A 15,936-nucleotide genomic window follows, 5' to 3' on the forward strand; every position below is an offset into this window, starting at 1 on the left:
CCAGTTGCAGACGCCCGTCGTCGAAGACGATTCAGTCCCCGGCATGTCTTGTTCCTTCTAGCCGCATCTAAGCCAAGACAGCCCTGCGAACACACCGGCCGTGTCGCCGGCAAGTGCGCGAATCATTGTGTCTTTATAGTAACTTGTTACCGAATCATGTTGAAGATGCGGCCCCAAAAAAGAAATCGCGCCCTGTGTCAAGGGCGCGACTACTATATATTGTGGGTAAGGCTGAGAAAATCAGTACCTGTAGTGTTCCGGCTTGAACGGCCCCTGCTGGGTGACGCCGATATAGTCGGCCTGTTCTTCGGAAAGTTCGCTCAGATTCGCACCGAGCTTGTCCAGATGGAGCTTGGCGACTTTCTCGTCGAGCGCCTTCGGCAACACGTAAACCTCGTTGCCGTAATTCTCGCCCTTGCCGTACAGTTCCATCTGCGCGAGCACCTGGTTGGTGAAGGAGGCCGACATGACGAATGACGGGTGGCCGGTGGCGTTGCCGAGATTGAGGAGCCGCCCCTCGGACAGCAGGATCATGCGCTTGCCGTCGGGAAACTCCACCATGTCCACCTGCGGCTTGACGTTGTGCCATTTGAAATTGCGCAGCGCCTGGACCTGGATCTCGTTGTCGAAATGGCCGATGTTGCCGACGATCGCCATGTCCTTCATTTCGCGCATGTGATCGATGCGGATGACATCCTTGTTGCCGGTGGTGGTGATGAAGATGTCGGCCGAACCGACAGCGTCCTCGAGCGTGACCACCTCGAAACCGTCCATCGCCGCCTGCAGGGCGCAGATCGGATCGATCTCGGTGACCTGCACGCGCGCGCCGGCGCCGCGCAGCGAGGCGGCCGAGCCCTTGCCGACATCGCCGTAACCGCAGACGACGGCCACCTTGCCGGCCATCATCACATCGGTGCCGCGCCGAATGCCGTCGACCAGCGACTCGCGGCAGCCGTACTTGTTGTCGAATTTCGACTTGGTGACCGAATCGTTGACGTTGATGGCCGGGAACGGCAGCAGGCCCTTCTGCTGAAGCTGGTAAAGACGGTTGACGCCGGTCGTCGTTTCCTCGGTCACGCCCTTGATGGCATCGCGCTGCCTGGTGAAGAAGCCGGGGGACTGCTCCAGGCGCTTGCGGATCTGCGCGAACAGGACCTCTTCCTCCTCGGAACCCGGATCGCTCAAAACGTCCTCGCCGGCTTCGGCGCGGGCACCGATCAAGATATACATCGTGGCGTCGCCGCCATCGTCGAGGATCATGTTCGACACACCGCCGTCGGCCCACTGGAAGATCTGGTCCGTGTAGGACCAGTATTCCTCAAGCGTTTCGCCCTTGACCGCGAACACGGGGGTGCCGGTCTTTGCAATGGCTGCGGCGGCGTGATCCTGGGTGGAGAAGATGTTGCACGACGCCCAACGGACCTCGGCGCCGAGGGCCTGAAGCGTTTCGATCAGGACCGCGGTCTGGATCGTCATATGGAGCGAACCGGAGATCCGCGCACCCTTGAGCGGTTGGCTGGCGCCGAATTCCTCGCGGCAGGCCATCAGCCCGGGCATTTCCGTCTCGGCGATCTCTATTTCCGTGCGGCCGAAATCCGCGAGGGCGATGTCGGCGACAATATAATCCGTACCAGTGCTCATCTTGTTCTCCGAATGGGTGGGGGCCGGCCGAAATGCGGATTGCCGTCTCCGGGCCGTCCCGTTCACGCCGCCTTTAGCAGGCTGGACCCAAAAGGGCAACAAGATATAAAGAAGTCTTTATGTGATTTGAACGCCCGACGTTCAGCATTCCTCGCCGAAACGGTTGGCGATGAGTTCGTCGAGCGCGTCCAGCGCCTTTTCAGCCTCCGGTCCCGACGCGGTCACGCTGATGCTGCAACCGGGGCTGGCCGCCAGCATCATCAGGCCCATGATCGAGGTGCCGCCGACGCTCATCCCGTCCTTGGTGACGCGGATCTCGGCATTGAAGCTTTCCGCCAGCTGGACGAATTTCGCCGATGCCCGGGCATGCAGGCCACGCTTGTTGACGATGTCGAATTTGCGGACATGCTGTCCGGTCGCCGCTCCATCCATACGCTATTTTCCACTCAGGACGCGGCTCGCGACATTGATGTATTTGCGGCCGGCCTCCTGTGCCTCGGCAAGCGCCTTCTCCATGTCGTTCTCGGTTCGAACACTTGCCAGCTTGATCAGCATCGGAAGGTTGACGCCGGCGACGACTTCGGTGCGTCCGCCGTCCATGACCGAAATGGAAAGATTGGACGGGGTGCCGCCGAACATGTCGGTCAGGATGATGACACCTTCTCCCTCTTCGGCCTTGGAGACAGCTTCTATGATGTCCATCCGCCGCTGGTCCATGTCATCCTCCGGACCGATCGAAACCGTCTCCAGCAGTTTCTGCGGCCCGACAACGTGCTCCAGCGCGTTCCGGAATTCTTCGGCGAGCTTGCCATGGGTGACAAGCACTAATCCAATCATCTGCAACTGCTCCTGCGGTCTTGACCGGTCAGAACCCGCGCCATACTGCACCCTGCAGGGGGCGATTACCAGTGGAATGCCGCGCGTCCTGATGCGTCAATCGTTAAGGCTTAATTGCGTGCAGGCGTCATTTCAACAGGTTTAGGGGCTATTTAAACAAGCAGCCCGTCATCCAACCGGGCCTGAAAGAGCGCAAACGGGTCGCTCAGGCGTCCGGGCTGCATATAAACCAGTGGCAGGGAGAGGCCGGGCAGGAACTCGCGCCGCGTCGCCGGGTCCGGCAGCCGGTCGCCGGCACCGGTGAATTCGACCGAGACGGCGATGTGCATGACCGCCTGCCTGAGGCTCTTCGTGCGGACAATGCCGGTGCCCCGCATTTCCATCAGGCCGCGTATCGGCTCCGGCGCGATGGCGACAATACGGCCGCCGGCGGCGCGCAAAAACACCTGATCATCGGCGATGAGGGCCGCAAAGCGGCCGCGCAGCAAAGCCGATTGAATGAACTCCTCGGCGAGGCGGCTCTTGCCGGCGCCCGGCGGTCCGACGACAAGCACGCCGGTTTCGCCGACGACAAGCGCTGTCGCATGAATATTCGGAAGCTTCTTTTGATTAGCCTTCGGCACGCCGTGCTCAGGACCGCTTGAGCGGCAAGTGAACGATGAACCGCGCGCCGCGGCGCTGGCCGGTTTTTTCATCGACCATGTTTTCCGCGGTGAGCGTGCCGCCGTGCGCCTCGATGATCTGGCGGCTGATCGACAGGCCGAGGCCGGAATTCTGGCCGAAGGCCTCGCCTTCCGGACGGTCGGTGTAGAAACGCCGGAAAATGTGGTCGATGTTCTCGGCGCTGATGCCCGGTCCGTTGTCCTCCACCAGGATGAGGCAGCTGTTGCGCGTGCTGGTCAGGCGGATCCTGATGCGCCCGCCGATATCGGGCACGAAGGAGCGGGCATTCTCGATCAGGTTGGTGACCACCTGGCCGATGCGCAGATCGTGGCCGGTCACGACGTACCGGGTCTTCTGCGCCGTTTCCCGGTCGATCTCGAAATCGATCCTGACGAGTTTCGCGCCCTTGCGGATCTGGCTGGAAATGCTGACGAGGTCCTCGAGCAAGCGCCGCAGGTTGACCGGTTCCGCGTCCTGGCGGGCGAGTTCCGCGTCGAGACGCGAAGCGTCCGAGATATCGCTGATCAGACGATCGAGGCGGCTGACATCGTGCAGGATCACGTCGAGCAGGCGGCGGCGCGAATCGTCGTTGCGCGCCAGCGGCAGCGTCTCGACCGCGCTGCGCAGCGAGGTCAGCGGGTTCTTCAGTTCGTGGCTGACATCGGCGGCGAAACTCTCGATCGCATCGATGCGGTCATAGAGCGCATTGGTCATGTCGCGCACGGCCACCGACAGGTTGCCGATCTCGTCCTGCCGGGCCGAAAAATCCGGGATCTCCTCGCGGATGCGCACGCCGCGGCGCACACGCTGGGCGGCATCGGCCAGACGGTGCAGCGGATTGGCGATGGTTCCGGCGAGCAGCAGCGACAAAAGGATGGTCACGGCAGCGGCAACGATGAAGACGCGCACGATCGCCAGGCGCTCGGCGCGGACGATCTTGTCGATGTCGCCGGCCTGCGTCGACAGAAGCAGCACGCCGAGCACCGCCCTGAAACGCTGGACCGGCACGGCCACTGAGACGATGAGTTCGCCCTTGTCCGTCGCCCGCACGACGGCGCTGCGGCCTCCGGTCAGCGCGGTGAGGACTTCCTCGTAGAGCGTGCCGTCGCCGCCCGGCTGTTCCTGATAGGTCGGCAGGTCGGCCCTCTGGATGAGCCGGTTGAGGGAATCGAGCAGGCGCTCGGCGAAGGGCAGGATCTCCTCGTCGAGCGGCGGCAGATCGTATCGCAGGATCTGTCCGGCGGAATAAAGGTGCTGCGAATCGAGAATGAGGCTGGCGTCGCGGTCGTAGATACGCGCCCGGGTCCGCGTCGGCGAAATCAGCCGGCGCAGAACCGGCGCGACACGCTCCGGGTTGATCGGGAATTCCAGATCCTCGATTTCGCCGCCCGGGGAAATGCTCTCACCAGCCTGCAGCTCAAGCAGTTTTTCCGGATCGATGGTGATGGAGTCGGTTTCCACGCTGGCGGAGCCTGCGATCGCGGCGGCGATGATCTCGCCCTGGGTCAGCAGGCTTTCGACGCGGGCGTCGATCAGGCCCTCGCGGAACTGATTAAGATAAAGGATACCGGAAAGCAGAACGAGCAGGGCCGCGAGGTTCAAGAACAGGATGCGCCGCGTCAGGCTGGAGAAGATGATGCGGCTGAGCGCCCGGCTGATCAGAGCGAACGGATAGGTCCACGGACGCGACTCGACGGCCCTTTGCGTCTTGGCCTCGGCTTCCTCGGCGGTGCGCTCCTGCGGTACCTCGCTGTGATCAAAATTCGCCGTCATGAGCCCGGATCAGTTCACGGTCAGTCTTCCCGGAACCGGTAACCGACCCCGTAGAGCGTCTCGATCATATCAAAATCATTGTCGACCATCTTGAATTTCTTGCGCAAGCGCTTGATGTGGCTGTCGATCGTGCGGTCATCGACGTAAACCTGTTCGTCATAGGCCGCATCCATGAGCGAATCGCGGCTCTTGACGACACCCGGCCGCTGGGCCAGCGAATGCAGGATCAGGAACTCGGTGACGGTCAGCGTCACCGGCTGGCCTTTCCAGGTGCAGGTGTGGCGTTCCTGGTCCATCACCAGTTGCCCGCGCTCCAGGCTGGCGCTTTCCATGGCGCCGGGCTTGGCCGGGGCGGTGGCGTCACGGCCGGCGGCGCGGCGCAGGATCGCCTTGACGCGCTCGACCAGAAGCCGCTGCGAAAACGGCTTGGTGATGAAATCGTCGGCACCCATCTTGAGCCCGAACAGCTCATCGATCTCCTCGTCCTTGGAGGTCAGGAATATGACCGGAATGTCGAGTTTCTGGCGCAGGCGGCGCAGCAGTTCCATACCGTCCATGCGCGGCATCTTGATATCGAGTATGGCCAGTTGCGGCGGGCGCGCCACGAGCCCCTCGAGCGCGGAAGCGCCATCGGTATAGGTTTCGACACGATATCCCTCCGATTCCAGGGCAATGGAAACGGAAGTCAGGATATTGCGGTCGTCGTCGACGAGCGCGATTGTCTGCATGTGCATATTCTCCGTCAGCGATACCGGGGCGAACCGCCGGGCCGGCACCCTTTGCTAGTCTGGCGTGTCATGAGGCCAAAGGTGGAACAAATTGTGGCATAGACCGCTTTCGACGTCATTACAACGGAGCGGTTTCGTGAGTCGCGCGATTTGCGACAGGCCTTATTGTCCCGTGTTTTAAACGATTTAAAAATTCACGGATTTTTTTAAATCGATTAATATCTTGAAATCATTAATCTTTTTAACCATCTCCTGTTGCAGATTTTAAATTTCGCCCCTATGGTCCGGAAACTTTTCATTCGGGCAACCGCGAAACGAAGGTGGCAAAATCCATGCATGCACAGGCACGTGAAACCGGAAAACGCAATCTTTCCAACGGTATCGACGCCATCGGACTGAGCGACCTGAAGCATGTCTATTACAATCTCAACGAAGCCGAGCTGTACGAGCAGTCGCTGTGCCGAGGCGAGGCCGTCCTCACCGCCCAGGGCGCGCTCAGGGCGCTGACCGGGCAGCACACCGGGCGTTCCGCTCAGGACAAGTTCGTCGTCCGCGACGACAAGACCCGGCCGCTGATTTGGTGGGACAATAACAAGGCGCTCTCGCCGGAGCATTTCGCGACGCTGCTTGCCGACTTCCAGGAATACGCGAAGGGCAAGGAGCTTTTTGTACAGGACCTGATCGGCGGCGCCGACGAAAACCACGCGCTGGCCTCGCGCGTGGTGACGGAATATGCCTGGCACTCGCTGTTCATCCGTAACCTTCTCATCCGCCCGGAGCGCCAGTCGCTGGACGCTTTCGAGGCGGAGCTGACCATCATCGACTTCCCCGGCTTCAAGGCCGACCCCGAGCGCCACGGCTGCATCAGCGAGACGGTGATCGCCGTCGACCTGGAACGCCGGCTGGTTTTGATCGCCGGCACCTCCTATGCCGGCGAGATGAAGAAGTCGGTCTTCACCGCCCTCAACTACCTGCTGCCGGAGCGCGGCGTCATGCCGATGCATTGCTCGGCGAACCTGGGACCGGACGGCGACACGGCGATCTTCTTCGGCCTGTCGGGAACCGGCAAGACGACGCTTTCTGCCGATCCCAACCGCACGCTGATCGGCGACGACGAGCACGGCTGGGGCGAGGACGGCGTCTTCAATTTCGAGGGCGGCTGCTACGCCAAGACCATTCGGCTGTCCAAGGAGGCGGAGCCTGAAATCCACGCCACGACGCAGCGTTTCGGCACAGTGCTGGAAAACGTCGTCCTCGACGACGAGCGGCAGCCGGATTTCGACGACGGCTCGCTGACGGAAAACACCCGCTGCGCCTATCCGCTGCACTTCATCCCCAATGCCAGCGCCACCGGACGGGCCGGCCAGCCGCGCAACATCATCATGCTGACGGCCGACGCTTTTGGCGTGCTGCCGCCGATCGCCAAGCTGACGCCGGCACAGGCCATGTATCATTTTCTCTCCGGCTACACGGCCAAGGTAGCCGGCACCGAAAAGGGCGTTACCGAGCCGCAGGCGACATTTTCCACCTGTTTCGGCGCACCCTTCATGCCGCGCCATCCGTCCGAATACGGCAATCTTTTGCGCGACCTGATCGCCCGCCACGGGGTCGATTGCTGGCTGGTCAACACGGGCTGGACGGGCGGCGCATACGGGACCGGCAGCCGCATGCCGATCAAGGCAACCCGGGCGCTTCTTTCGGCGGCACTCGACGGTTCGCTCGCCAATGCAGCCTTCCGCACCGATCCGCATTTTGGCATTGCCGTACCGGTCGCGGTCGACGGGGTCGACAGCGCCATTCTCGATCCGCGCTCGACCTGGGCCGATCCGGAAGCCTACGACGCGCAGGCCCGGCGCCTGGTCGACATGTTCGTCGACAATTTCGCCAAGTTCGAAGACCATGTCGGCACCGATGTCCGGGGCGCGGCACCGGGTATGGCGCAGGCGGCCGAATAACATTCGACGTTTCCTGGAGGAGGAACAGCCCGCGGAGCAATCCGCGGGTTTTTTGTGCCGATAGGGCAGGGTAGGATGCCGCCGAATTCAACGGACCGGCAAGCATGGCAAGCGAGCCCCTATACATCAACGCGACGATCACGGTGGCCGGCTGGGAACTGGTCGAGCAGTTCATCCGTGCATCGGGGCCGGGCGGCCAGAACGTCAACAAGGTTGCCACATCCGTGCAGCTTCGGTTCGACGCGCGTTCCTCGCCGTCGCTTCCCGACCGGGTCAAGCGGAACCTTGAATCGCTTGCCGGTCGGCGCATGAACAAGGACGGCGTCATCGTCATCGAGGCGGACCGGTTCCGCACGCAGGAGCGCAACCGCGCCGATGCGCGCGAGCGGCTGAAGGCGCTGATCGAGAAGGCCGCGGCCCCGCCGCCGCCGAAACGCAGGAAGACCAGGCCGACAAAGGGCTCCATCGAACGCAGGCTGAAGGCGAAGGCGGCGCGATCGGGAATCAAGAAGCTGCGCGGCACGGTGGAGCGCGAATGACCGGACTGCCGGAAGGAATCGTCCATTACCCGGACCATTTCGACCGCCCGGCGCAGGAGGCGCTGGTCGAGGCGGTCCGTAACGTGGTGCGCGCGGCGCCGCTGTTCGTGCCGACGATGCCGCGGACCGGCAAACCGATGCATGTGCGCATGAGCAATTGCGGCAGCCTCGGCTGGGTCACCGACAAGGACAACGGCTATCGGTACCAGCCGACCCATCCGCAGACCGGGCGCAACTGGCCGCCGATCCCGCCCGCGCTCTTGCAGTTGTGGGAAGACGTCGCCTCGTTCGGCGCCCCGCCGGAGGCCTGCCTGATCAACTTCTACGGCGACACCGCGAAAATGGGCCTTCACCAGGACCGCGACGAGGAGGAGTTTTCCGCGCCGGTGGTGTCCGTGTCCCTCGGCGACGATTGCCTGTTCCGGATCGGCGGAACGACGCGGGGCGGGCCGACCCGGTCGATCCGTTTGCGCAGCGGTGACGTCATCGTCCTCGGCGGCGCGGCGCGGCTGTGCTTCCACGGGGTCGACAGGATCTATCCGGGAACTTCGACCCTGCTCAAGGATGGCGGACGCATCAACCTGACGCTCAGGCGGGTGTCCTCTGCCGGAAAATAGACGGTGTCAGATCCGCTAACGGCCTGTTAACACAGCCGGAAATTGTGAACGCGACCACCCGTCGACCGGCGGTCCGATTAACCCGATCTTATCTAAATATGTTTACCGCTGAGGCAACGGCCACAACGTGTCTTGCCCGGGATGCCCGTCATGCTGAAAGCCAAACCAAAAGCCATTTCACTCGTCGTTCCGGTCTACAACGAGGAAAAGGCCATCGGACGCTTTTTGAACCGCGTCCAGCCGGTTCTGGAGCAGACGGCATGCCTGCTGGGCGACGATGCGGACTATGAAATCGTCTTTGTCAACGACGGCAGCCAGGACGCCACCGCATCACTCGTCGCGGCAATCGCGGAGCGCGACAACAGGGTCAAGCTGATCAACCTGTCACGCAACTTCGGAAAGGAAGCGGCGCTTGCCGCCGGCCTCCAGCATGCGAACGGAGACTGCGTCATCCCGATCGATGCCGACCTGCAGGACCCTCCCGAAATCATTCCGGAAATGGTTAGCAAATGGTTAGCGGGCGCCCAGGTGGTCAACGGCGTGCGCAACGACCGCTCGGCAGACCACTGGCTGAAACGCTCGACGGCCAGCTGGTTCTATCGCCTCTATAACCGGTTCGCCGAAATTCCGATCCCCGAAAATGTCGGCGATTTTCGTTTGCTGGACCGCGAAGTCGTCGACACGCTGAATGAATTTCCGGAATGCTCGCGGGTCAGCAAGGACCTGTTTTCCTGGGTGGGCTTTTCCTCCGACACGGTGGAATTCAGGCGCGAGGCGCGCAGCGCCGGCACCGGCAAGTGGAAGTACTGGTCGCTGTGGAACCTGGCGATCGACGGCTTTACGGCATCGACGACCGTTCCCTTGCGGATCTGGACCTATGTCGGCGGGTTTTTCGCGCTGCTGTCCTTCGCCTATGCCGCCTATATCGTGATCAAGACTTTGATCTTCGGCGTCGATACACCCGGTTACGCGTCCCTGATCACCGTGATGCTGTTCCTGGGCGGTCTCAACCTGCTGTCGCTGGGGATCCTTGGCGAATATGTCGGGCGTATCTCATCCGAGGTGCGCCGGCGGCCGCTTTTCATCGTCCAGTCGAAGATTGGATTCTGATAGCCAGAAACAGCCGGTCATGGATGTGGTTCGATTTCAGATAACCAGATTTGCGCTCGTCGGATGCGTCTCCACGTTCATTTACGTGGCCGCGGCCATCGGCCTGGAACACCTGTTCGGCGCGCATTTCGGCCAGAGCTTTCTCTCGCTGCTGGCCTACGGTCCGGCAGCCGTGTTCTCCTACAGCGCGCACCGGATTTTCACTTTCGAATCGGACAGCGCATACAGCCTTGAAATACCGCGGTTTGTCGTTCTGACCGCCGTCGGCGCGACCCTGTCCTTCGGTCTGCCGTTTGTGACCGGCACATGGATGAACCTGCCGATGTTCGTGACGGCAACGGTTGTCACGATCGCCATTCCGATCATGAATTACATCGTGCTGGACCGCTGGGTCTTCGGCGAGCGAAGCGCTGTGTCGGGGTAGATCGAACGTGACGAGCGCCGGAATTCAGACCTTCGACCGCCAGGCCCCGGCCCGTCGCTTCAACCCGCTGGCCGTCTGCGGCGTCGCGGCGGTCGCCCTCTTGTCGATCGTGCTGAACCTGCGGGTCAACCTTGTCACAGACGTATCCTGGCTGATCACCGTGATCGAGCGCATGCTGGAGGGCCAGAGCCTTTACGGCGAGGTCGTGGAAACCAATCCACCCTTCACCATCTGGCTCTATTACCCGGCCGTGACATTCGCAAAGGCAGTCGGTATCGCGCCGGAGACGGCCATCCTCGTCTTTACCTACGGCGTCGGGCTGGCATCGCTCGGAATCTCCCATTTCATCCTGCAACGCGGCGGGCTGGTCGACCGGCAGACGGGATGGTGGCTGTGGCCGGCCATCGCCGTCATCTTCTTCGTGCTGCCGGGATACGCGATCGCCCAACGGGAACATATCGGCCTGATGCTGTTCCTTCCGCTGCTTTCGCTTCAGGCATGGCGGCTCGTTGAAAATCCGCAAAACCCCGTTCCGGCCGCTGTGGCGCTGATCGCCGGGCTCGCCGGATCGGTCATCGTGCTGATCAAGCCGCACTGGGCGCTGGCTGTGCTGCTGCCGGCCCTATACGTCGCATGGAAAAGACGCTCCTTGCGCCAGATTTTCCGGCTTGAATACTGGGTGATCGGCCTGATGGCCGTCGGTTACCTGGCATCGGTGCTTGTTGTCTATCCCGAGTTCCTGAGCACCACCTATCCGATGCTCAAGCTGCTTTACCTGCCGATCCGCAACGCTTCCGGCCAATGGCCGTTCTTTCTGGCCAAATGCGCGCTGCCCGTCTTCCTGTGGGTGTTGCTGCGCAGCCGCAACAAGGTTCCCGAACTGGCGGACATCGCCGCGGCCGCCGGCCTCGGCTTCCTGATCGCGATGGTTTATCTCGGCAAGGGCTGGATCTATCACCTCTATCCCGCGATTGCCGCCTTTCTGATCGCCTCGATTGTCGCCTTCGAAGCGGCTCTGCGTTCCGGAGCACCGCGGGGCACGCTTTATCCGATGGCCTCGGTATGGGCCGTGCTGGTTCTCGTTCTCCTGGGCAATGACTTTCATGCCTACAGGGGGATCGACCGGGATCTCGTCAGCGCCGTTCACGATCATCACCCAAATCCGCGGGTCGCCGGCGTCGGCGGGGACATCGCCCTTGGCTTCCCGTTCACCCGGCTCGTCAACGGAGACTGGCAATCGGTGTATAATTGCGACTGGATCGGCGCCCATGCGCTATACCGGCTGCAGACGGAAAGGGGACGCCTCGGCGACGGGGAGCGGCAGCGGCTGGAAAAGCATCTCGCCGACTACGTTCCGATCAAGATGGCGGAGCTACGGTCGGGAAATCCGGATGTGATCCTCGAACTGAAATCGAGCTCGTGGAACGGGTTGATGCGGTCGAATCCCGCGTTCAATGCCTTCATGTCGCGCTACGACCTTCTGGCGGAATCCGAAACGACGCTTGTCTGGAAGCGGATCGAGTAGTCCGGATTTACGCCGAAATTCGCGCCGCAACGGCTGGTGAACAAGCGAAAATGCCGCGATCCGCGTAACGGCTTTCTTAATCATTCCCGGCCTATATTCCCGGCACCAACGGGGAACAGGCCATGGTCGTCACACGCGCCTACCGCAAGGACCTAGCCGGAGAATTTTTCGCGACCGTCCGCCAGGACAGGCTGCTCTACGCACTCGTCGCGATCTATGCGGTTCTCGGCGGCGCCTATGTCTCAAGCCGGACCGGGTTTTCACTGGACGCGTACCAGGTCTATGGCAGCCTGTGGCTGAAGAACTACCTGCTGATTTTTCCGATCGCCCTGTTCGGCGCCGGCGCCGTGCGCATCGTCCTGCGGCTCGATCAACGGCGGACGCTGGCCTTCCGCCACATGTTTTCCGCCAGGCGCATGGCGCATTTCTTTGCCGGGACGTTGCTCATATTCGCGCTCTGGCCGTTCCAGGCAACGTTCACGTCGATCAAAAACGCGCTTTCGATCAACGGGTTCCTATACGACAGGGTGCAGGCGGACATCGACAAGTTGATACACTTCAACACCGATCCATGGCAGTTGCTCTTCTGGCTGACGGACAGCCGGGCGTTCCTCTACATCGTAGAGGTCAACTACATGGTCGTCTGGTTCGTGCTTTGCTTCGGCATCCTGTACTGGGTGGCCGTTTCACCGAATACCGGCGGTTTCCGGGTCCGCTACATCGTGTCCTTCATGCTTGTGTGGATCGTCGTGGGCAATCTCCTGGCCAGCGCCTATATCTCCGCAGGCCCCGTCTATTACGGCCACGTCACGGGCGATTTCGCCCGGTTCGGCGAGCAATTGGCGCTTCTGGCCCGCAACGAGGGGCATTTCAACGCCGCCGTCAACTATCAGAATTACCTGTGGCTCCTTCACGAAAACGACGTCACGGGGCTGGGTTCGGGGATTTCAGCGTTTCCGAGCGTCCATGTGGCGCTGACAATGCTGAATGCGCTCTTCGTCTATGAATTCAGCCGTCGGCTCGGATGGGCGTTCTTTGCCTATACGGCCTTCATCGTCTTCAGCTCCGTCTATCTCGCCTGGCACTACGCCATCGACGGATATGCTTCGATCGCGGTCACGCTGGTGATCTACTACGCGGTGCGGTATCTGCCCGCGGTCAGACCAGTCTTTCCCACCCGAAAACCTTCCGACGCGCACGCCGGCGCAGTGCGGCGGGAGACCACGGCCGGGCGGTAAGGGCTCTCAACTACCCAAATCCTTAACGCTTGTGCGGTTATGATCCTGTCGCGCAGGACCGGTGGGCCGTGCGTTTTGTATTGCGTTGCTTGGTTCAGGATGCGCTCCGATGAAACTGATCATACAGATTCCGTGCTTCAACGAAGCAGAGAGCCTGCCGAAAACCCTGTTGTCTCTGCCGCGGGACATTCCCGGCATCGACGTCATCGAATACCTCGTCATCGACGACGGAAGTTCCGATGACACGTCCGGCGTCGCAAGGCGTTACGGCGTTCACCACATCATCCGGCACCGCCGGAACAGGGGGCTGGCCGCCGCATTTCAGACCGGCATCAATGCGGCTTTGTCCGCCGGCGCGGATATCATCGTGAACACGGACGCCGACGGGCAATATGAAGCGCAGGACATTCCCCTGCTGGTACAGCCCATCCTCGAAGGGCGCGCCGATATCGTGGTGGGGGACCGCCAGGTCGGTGACAACCGTCATTTCGGGCCGATCAAGCGAAAACTGCAGGTGATCGGCAGCGCGCTGGTGCGCAAACTTTCCAGCACACCGGTGACGGACGCCGTCAGCGGATTTCGCGCCATCAGCCGCCAGGCCGCGCAACGCACCTATATCGTGTCGAGTTTCTCCTATACTACCGAGATGCTCATCCAGGCCGGGCGCAAACGCCTTGCCGTCGTATCGGTGCCCATTCGCACCAACGCGGTCAGCCGGCCGTCGCGGCTGTTCAAGAGCATTCCGCAATTCATCATGAATTCCGGCGTGACGATCCTGCGCGCCTACGCGATGTACAACCCGCTGCGTGTTTTCGTTGCGCTCGGCCTGCTGGCCGCAATAACGGGGCTGCTGCCGATTGTGCGGTTCCTTTTCCTCTATTTCACCGGTGACGGCAGCGGTCACATCCAGTCCCTGGTGGTCGGCGGATCCCTGCTGACGCTGGGCGTCATTGCCATCATGTTCGGGGTGGTGGCGGACCTGATCGGCCGCAACCGGCAACTGCTCGAATCCGTGCTGGAACGCCTGCATCGGCTCGAGGACCAGAACGCGGCTGAAAGCGAAACGGTCGGACAGCGCGCGAGCGACAGTGAAACAACCGGTCCCGCCCTGGACGGCACGCACGGCTGAATTGCCGGGACTTGAGCCATGAGCACCATCGACATTCCGGACAGTGCACCGGACAAGGACGGCAACAGGTCATGGCGCCTGGTGCGGGGGCAGCGGTTCTGCGCTGCCGAAACAACGGTGCTCGCCTTCACCGCCCTTTGCGCGCTGTTGCAGCTCTGGCTGCAGTTCGTCCAGCAGATCAACTGGGACGAGTTCTTTTACCTGTCGCAGATCTATGAATACCAGCGGGGTGCGCTGACGCGGCCGCTGCAGACGCTGCATGTCCATCTGTTTGGCTGGCTGGCGAACACCTTCTCCAGCGAGGTCTTTGAGGTCAGGGCCGCCCGCGTCGTGATGTGGGTGCTGGAGATGGGAACGCTGGGCCTGATCTACTGGATTGCCCGCGGGTTCTTTTCCCGTCTTGCGTCGATCATGGCTGTCTTCGCCTATATCTCGGCCGGTTTCGTGCTGCTGCACGGCACGAGTTTCAGAACCGACCCGATCGCCGTCTTCCTGGTCATGACGGCACTGGCGCTCATCATCCGCAGCACGTTGCGGACCGCCGAGTTGCTGGTGGTTTCGCTCACCCTGTCCATCGCCCTCCTGGTAACGGTCAAGGTGGCCTTTTTCGCCCCCGCCCTGGCCGGTGCCGGGCTATGGCGGGTGTCGGCGAGCCATCGGCCCCTGAAGCTGCTGGCGAAACTGACCGCAACAGCACTGGGCGCGCTGCTGATCGCCGCGATACTCTACCAGTTGCATTCCAACGCCATCGGCGGAGCCACCCTGTCGGCCGCGCAGTCAACCATGCATGGCGCGTACCAGTCGACGATGCTTTCCGCCGGCCTGTTTCCGACCGGCGCGTTCGTTTTGAACGGCATCATTGCCGCGCCGATCCAGACCCTGCTGTTTTGCTGCGGTTTCGCGGCGGCGGTCGCCGCCCTGTTTAAAAAAGACCGCGACCGGCGCGACGTCGTCCTGTTCCTGCTGCTGGCCAGTCCGCTCGCGAGCCTTCTTGTCTACCGTAACGCCTATCCCTATTTCATGGCCTTCATTTTTCCGCCGGCCATGGTCCTGGTGGCCCTCGCTATCGACAGGGTCAAATTCACGCCGCTCATCAAAATGGCGCTGGCCGTGCTGATGATGGCGACCTTTGCCCATACGCTGGTCAAGCGCCTCCCATACGGGCAGGACGACCAGTCCCGCGTCCTTGAAACGGTGCACCGGATGTTTCCGCAGGGCGTTTCCTATATCGACCGCAATTCCATGGTCGCGAAATTTCAGAAGCGCGGCTTCTTCATGTCGAGCTGGGGGATGCGCAGCTACCTCGAAAACGGCAATCCGCTGTTTCCCGACCTGCTGCACCGGGACGTGGTGCCGCTGGTCATCGCCAACGGGCCGGCGCTGGATGCGGCGCTCAATCCCGGCAAGGGCCGGTTGGATGCGGGCGGCTACTCGCTGTTGCCACCCGATGCCGAGACCCTGCAGCTGAACTACGTCCGCCACTGGGGCCCCGTCTGGGTGGCGGGCCGGTCGCTGACGGCGGACAGGGCGGAACAGGCCATCACCATACGCATACCCGGCGACTACACGGTTGAAGCCGACGGTCCGGTGATCATCGACGACCGGATCTTGAATGCGGGCGACACCGTGCTGCTGACACGCGGCCGCCACCGCGTGAGGGCCGAAAGCCAGACCGACATGGTTTTGCGATGGGGCAACAGTCTATATCGGCCGGACGAAGAAGCGCCTGACGGTGACCTTTATCCGGTGTTCTGAGG

Annotated in this window: 15 protein-coding genes; 9 read left to right on the forward strand and 6 right to left on the reverse strand. The window is 61.9% G+C overall.

Annotated elements, in window-relative coordinates:
• Positions 1-240 precede the first annotated feature (240 nt).
• From ahcY to E4M07_RS08860, 6 genes are all read right to left on the reverse strand, one after another.
• Positions 241-1,641, reverse strand: coding sequence for an adenosylhomocysteinase (gene ahcY / locus E4M07_RS08835; RefSeq protein WP_136657940.1), 1,401 nt, complete (start codon positions 1,639-1,641; stop codon positions 241-243).
• A gap of 141 nt (positions 1,642-1,782) precedes the next feature.
• Positions 1,783-2,073, reverse strand: a complete 291-nt coding sequence (locus tag E4M07_RS08840; RefSeq protein WP_136657941.1) for an HPr family phosphocarrier protein — start codon at positions 2,071-2,073, stop codon at positions 1,783-1,785.
• A 3-nt stretch (positions 2,074-2,076) separates the two neighbouring features.
• Positions 2,077-2,478 carry a PTS sugar transporter subunit IIA gene (locus E4M07_RS08845; protein WP_136657942.1) on the reverse strand — a complete coding sequence of 134 codons (402 nt, stop codon included), beginning with the start codon at positions 2,476-2,478 and terminating at the stop codon, positions 2,077-2,079.
• A 152-nt stretch (positions 2,479-2,630) separates the two neighbouring features.
• Positions 2,631-3,101, reverse strand: a complete 471-nt coding sequence (locus E4M07_RS08850; protein ID WP_169054143.1) for an HPr kinase/phosphatase C-terminal domain-containing protein — start codon at positions 3,099-3,101, stop codon at positions 2,631-2,633.
• A 7-nt stretch (positions 3,102-3,108) separates the two neighbouring features.
• Positions 3,109-4,914, reverse strand: coding sequence for a stimulus-sensing domain-containing protein (locus tag E4M07_RS08855; RefSeq protein WP_136657944.1), 1,806 nt, complete (start codon positions 4,912-4,914; stop codon positions 3,109-3,111).
• A 20-nt stretch (positions 4,915-4,934) separates the two neighbouring features.
• Complete coding sequence (locus E4M07_RS08860) at positions 4,935-5,642, reverse strand: response regulator transcription factor (RefSeq protein ID WP_136657945.1); 708 nt, start codon at positions 5,640-5,642, stop codon at positions 4,935-4,937.
• Positions 5,643-5,974: 332 nt separating this feature from the next.
• Between E4M07_RS08860 and E4M07_RS08865 the strand changes: the two genes are divergently transcribed.
• The 9 genes from E4M07_RS08865 to E4M07_RS08905 all read left to right on the forward strand — a co-directional run bounded on the left by E4M07_RS08865 (position 5,975) and on the right by E4M07_RS08905 (position 15,934).
• A complete protein-coding gene (locus E4M07_RS08865) occupies positions 5,975-7,597 on the forward strand; it encodes a phosphoenolpyruvate carboxykinase (RefSeq protein ID WP_136657946.1) in 1,623 nt (540 codons plus the stop codon).
• Between the two features lie 104 nt (positions 7,598-7,701).
• Complete coding sequence (gene arfB, locus E4M07_RS08870) at positions 7,702-8,136, forward strand: alternative ribosome rescue aminoacyl-tRNA hydrolase ArfB (protein WP_136657947.1); 435 nt, start codon at positions 7,702-7,704, stop codon at positions 8,134-8,136.
• Positions 8,133-8,753, forward strand: a complete 621-nt coding sequence (locus E4M07_RS08875) for an alpha-ketoglutarate-dependent dioxygenase AlkB (RefSeq protein ID WP_136657948.1) — start codon at positions 8,133-8,135, stop codon at positions 8,751-8,753. Before arfB ends, E4M07_RS08875 begins: the two co-directional genes overlap by 4 nt.
• 150 nt (positions 8,754-8,903) lie before the next feature.
• Positions 8,904-9,863 carry a glycosyltransferase family 2 protein gene (locus E4M07_RS08880; protein WP_169054144.1) on the forward strand — a complete coding sequence of 320 codons (960 nt, stop codon included), beginning with the start codon at positions 8,904-8,906 and terminating at the stop codon, positions 9,861-9,863.
• A 19-nt stretch (positions 9,864-9,882) separates the two neighbouring features.
• On the forward strand, positions 9,883-10,287 hold the full coding sequence (locus tag E4M07_RS08885; RefSeq protein WP_169054145.1) for a GtrA family protein: 405 nt from the start codon (positions 9,883-9,885) through the stop codon (positions 10,285-10,287).
• A 7-nt stretch (positions 10,288-10,294) separates the two neighbouring features.
• A complete protein-coding gene (locus E4M07_RS08890) occupies positions 10,295-11,812 on the forward strand; it encodes a hypothetical protein (RefSeq protein ID WP_136657951.1) in 1,518 nt (505 codons plus the stop codon).
• Positions 11,813-11,934: 122 nt separating this feature from the next.
• Positions 11,935-13,050, forward strand: a complete 1,116-nt coding sequence (locus tag E4M07_RS08895) for a phosphatase PAP2 family protein (RefSeq protein WP_136657952.1) — start codon at positions 11,935-11,937, stop codon at positions 13,048-13,050.
• Between the two features lie 109 nt (positions 13,051-13,159).
• The gene (locus E4M07_RS08900; protein ID WP_136657953.1) at positions 13,160-14,179 is read left to right on the forward strand and encodes a glycosyltransferase family 2 protein; all 1,020 of its coding nucleotides are present in this window, start codon (positions 13,160-13,162) and stop codon (positions 14,177-14,179) included.
• Positions 14,180-14,197: 18 nt separating this feature from the next.
• Complete coding sequence (locus tag E4M07_RS08905) at positions 14,198-15,934, forward strand: hypothetical protein (RefSeq protein ID WP_136657954.1); 1,737 nt, start codon at positions 14,198-14,200, stop codon at positions 15,932-15,934.
• Positions 15,935-15,936: the final 2 nt, after the last annotated feature.

Origin of the sequence: Nitratireductor sp. XY-223 (genome assembly GCF_004959855.1) — a bacterium.
Classification (GTDB): Bacteria; Pseudomonadota; Alphaproteobacteria; order Rhizobiales; family Rhizobiaceae; genus Hoeflea_A.